Genomic DNA, 1,613 nt, shown 5'->3' with positions numbered 1-1,613 from the left:
CGCGGCGGACCATGGCCCGGCCGGATCCGACCCGCGCGACGGCTCCGGCGTACCGCCCTGCCGAGGCTCGGCTGCGCGGCGTCCCCGACCCGCGGCGAGCGCCGAGGCCTGGCCCGCACGAGCGAGCGGGAACGCGCCGGCACGCGGCGCCGCGCCCGGGAAGACCGCCGGTTCGGGGTCGATGATGAGGGGAACGGGCATCGCCCACCCTGCGAGATGCTGCCACATGCCGCCCCGTCGCATCGACGGGACCCGCGCCGCGCAGGGCGGGCGCCTTCCCTTCCGGGCCTGGGGATGACCATGCAACCCGGGTTGCCGCCGCGGCATGCGGCGGCCGGCGGGTCAGGCGCGCGGGGGCTCGCTCGGGGGCGTCGATGCCACGGAGGAGAGGCGGGCGGTGCCGAGGGTGAATTCGGGCGGCCTGGCGATGCGCAGGGGCGTCACGACCGGGCTCTCCGGCCGGATGACGGCATGGCAGGGGCAGTGCGCGCTGCAACGGCCAGGCCCCGCAAGGCCGCGGTCCGCCGGCTCGTCCGCGGCGGGCGCCCCGGAGATGGCATCGAGCACGATGACGATGCCGGGCCCGCCGGCTTCCTCGTCCGGCGACGCGGGCGCGGTCAGGGCCGGGTCCACCAGGGAGACGGTCAGGGCGATGGCGAGCAGGCAAACCAGGGCGCGGCGCCAAACGCCGGACGCGTACCCGTCCCACCGCTGCCGAAGCCTGACCATACGCCATGCTTACGGGGGCGCGCCGCCCGGCGCAAGGTCTCGCGGAGGTGGGGGAGGCCAGCGTCCGAGGAGCCCGATCGTTCCCGCGCGCCGGCGGCGCGACCCGTCGCAGGACCCTCCTCGCGCGGAGGGTTTCGCGCTTCGCCGGGGTCCGGCCCGGCCTCAGGGGCGGAGCCGATGTCCGGCCAGGGCGATGCGGTCGCGGATCTCGACCTGCCCGCGCAGGACCCGGATCCATCCCGCGCGCTCCCAGCCGGCGAGATGCCGGCTGACGACCTCGCGCACGGTGCCGAGGTCGGCCGCGATCTGCCGGTGCGTCGCGGTCACCCTTCCGTGCTGGTCCGCTTGGGCGAGCAGGTGCCGGGCGAGGCGCTCCTCAAGGGGCGTGAAGGCGATCTCGTCGAGGAGCCCGAACAGGACGGCCATGAGCTTGGCGTAATCGTCGAGGACGAAGGCGCGGAACGCGGCCGAGGCCGCCATGAGGTGCCGGAAGGTCTCCGCCGGAAGCGCCGCCAGCACCGTGCGCTGCTCCGCGACGCTCTCGGCCGGGAAGGTGCCGCCGGCGAGCAGGCACTGGGTCGTGAGGACGCAGGTCCCCCGGGGACCCACCCGGTAGATCAGCATCTCGCGGCCGCCCGCGGAGATCCGGAAGACGCGTGTCCGGCCCTCGATGCACATCAGGTAGTTCGCGCACTCGCCTCCCAGCTCGTAGGCGGTCGCTCCCGCCTCCAGCACGGGAAAGCGCACGGCGCCGCGCAGGATGTGCCGGTGGTCGGCCGGAAGCGTCCCGAGCACGGGAAACTGCTCGAACCAGCGCTCGACGCGGTCGGCGTGAGACATGCGCGATGACCTTCAGCTCCGCGGCGCGCCGGTCGGGCGCCGGG

Annotated in this window: 2 protein-coding genes; both read right to left on the bottom strand. The window is 75.5% G+C overall.

Translation table 11 applies throughout. The features are described from left to right. Window positions 1-342: 342 nt before the first annotated feature. Entirely contained in the window at window positions 343-729 is a 387-nt protein-coding gene (locus MFF42_RS24730; protein ID WP_012752983.1) for a hypothetical protein, read from the bottom strand. Between the two features lie 162 nt (window positions 730-891). Further along, a complete protein-coding gene (locus MFF42_RS24725) occupies window positions 892-1,569 on the bottom strand; it encodes a Crp/Fnr family transcriptional regulator (protein ID WP_009863996.1) in 678 nt (225 codons plus the stop codon). Window positions 1,570-1,613: the final 44 nt, after the last annotated feature.

Source organism: Methylorubrum podarium (assembly GCF_022179745.1).
Lineage (GTDB): Bacteria > Pseudomonadota > Alphaproteobacteria > Rhizobiales > Beijerinckiaceae > Methylobacterium > Methylobacterium podarium.
The sequence above is the reverse complement of the archived record's forward strand: the minus strand, read 5'-3'. Positions and strand labels throughout refer to the sequence as shown.

What these genes read in the sequence shown, in the direction of transcription:
- MFF42_RS24725 (WP_009863996.1), bottom strand. Translation starts at nt 1,569, where the DNA reads ATGTCTCACGCCGACCGCGTCGAGCGCTGGTTCGAGCAGTTTCCCGTG.
- MFF42_RS24730 (WP_012752983.1), bottom strand. Translation starts at nt 729, where the DNA reads ATGGTCAGGCTTCGGCAGCGGTGGGACGGGTACGCGTCCGGCGTTTGG.